Source organism: Chromobacterium alticapitis, assembly GCF_002924365.1.
GTDB lineage: Bacteria > Pseudomonadota > Gammaproteobacteria > Burkholderiales > Chromobacteriaceae > Chromobacterium > Chromobacterium alticapitis.
In genome coordinates, this window is record NZ_PQWB01000203.1 from 1 (window position 1) to 389 (window position 389).

Annotated in this window: 1 protein-coding gene; it reads right to left on the reverse strand. The window is 68.1% G+C overall.

What is annotated here, in order from left to right; translation table 11 throughout:
* On the reverse strand, positions 1-389 hold a 389-nt coding region (locus tag C2I19_RS21405), incomplete at both ends, for a hypothetical protein (RefSeq protein WP_158253801.1).

Consider the following 389-nt stretch of genomic DNA (forward strand, 5'->3'; position numbering starts at 1 on the left):
CCGCGCCCGCCGCCGTGCCGCGGGCGAACTTGGCGGTGATCTGGCCCCAGGCGTTGTAGCGCGTTTCGCTGTACAGGCCATTAGTGGCATCCAGCAGCTGCAGCTGCGCGGTCTGCTGCTTGGCGGCGTTGTAGCCGTAGGCCGTCACGTCCTGGGTCTTGCCGCCTTGGCTGTCCAGCAGCCGGTCGCGCCGGGTACGGCTGATGTTGCCGACGGCATCGTAGTCGTACCAGGTAGTATTGCCTTCGGCGTCTTTCGTCCACGCCACGCGGCCGCCGGCGCCGTAGTGGGTTTCCGTCGCCGTAAAGCTTTTGCCGTCCGCACCGATCTTGCTGACCGTGGCCGCCTGGCCCAGGCCGTTGTAGGCGGTGTCGGTGGTCGGCCGCACC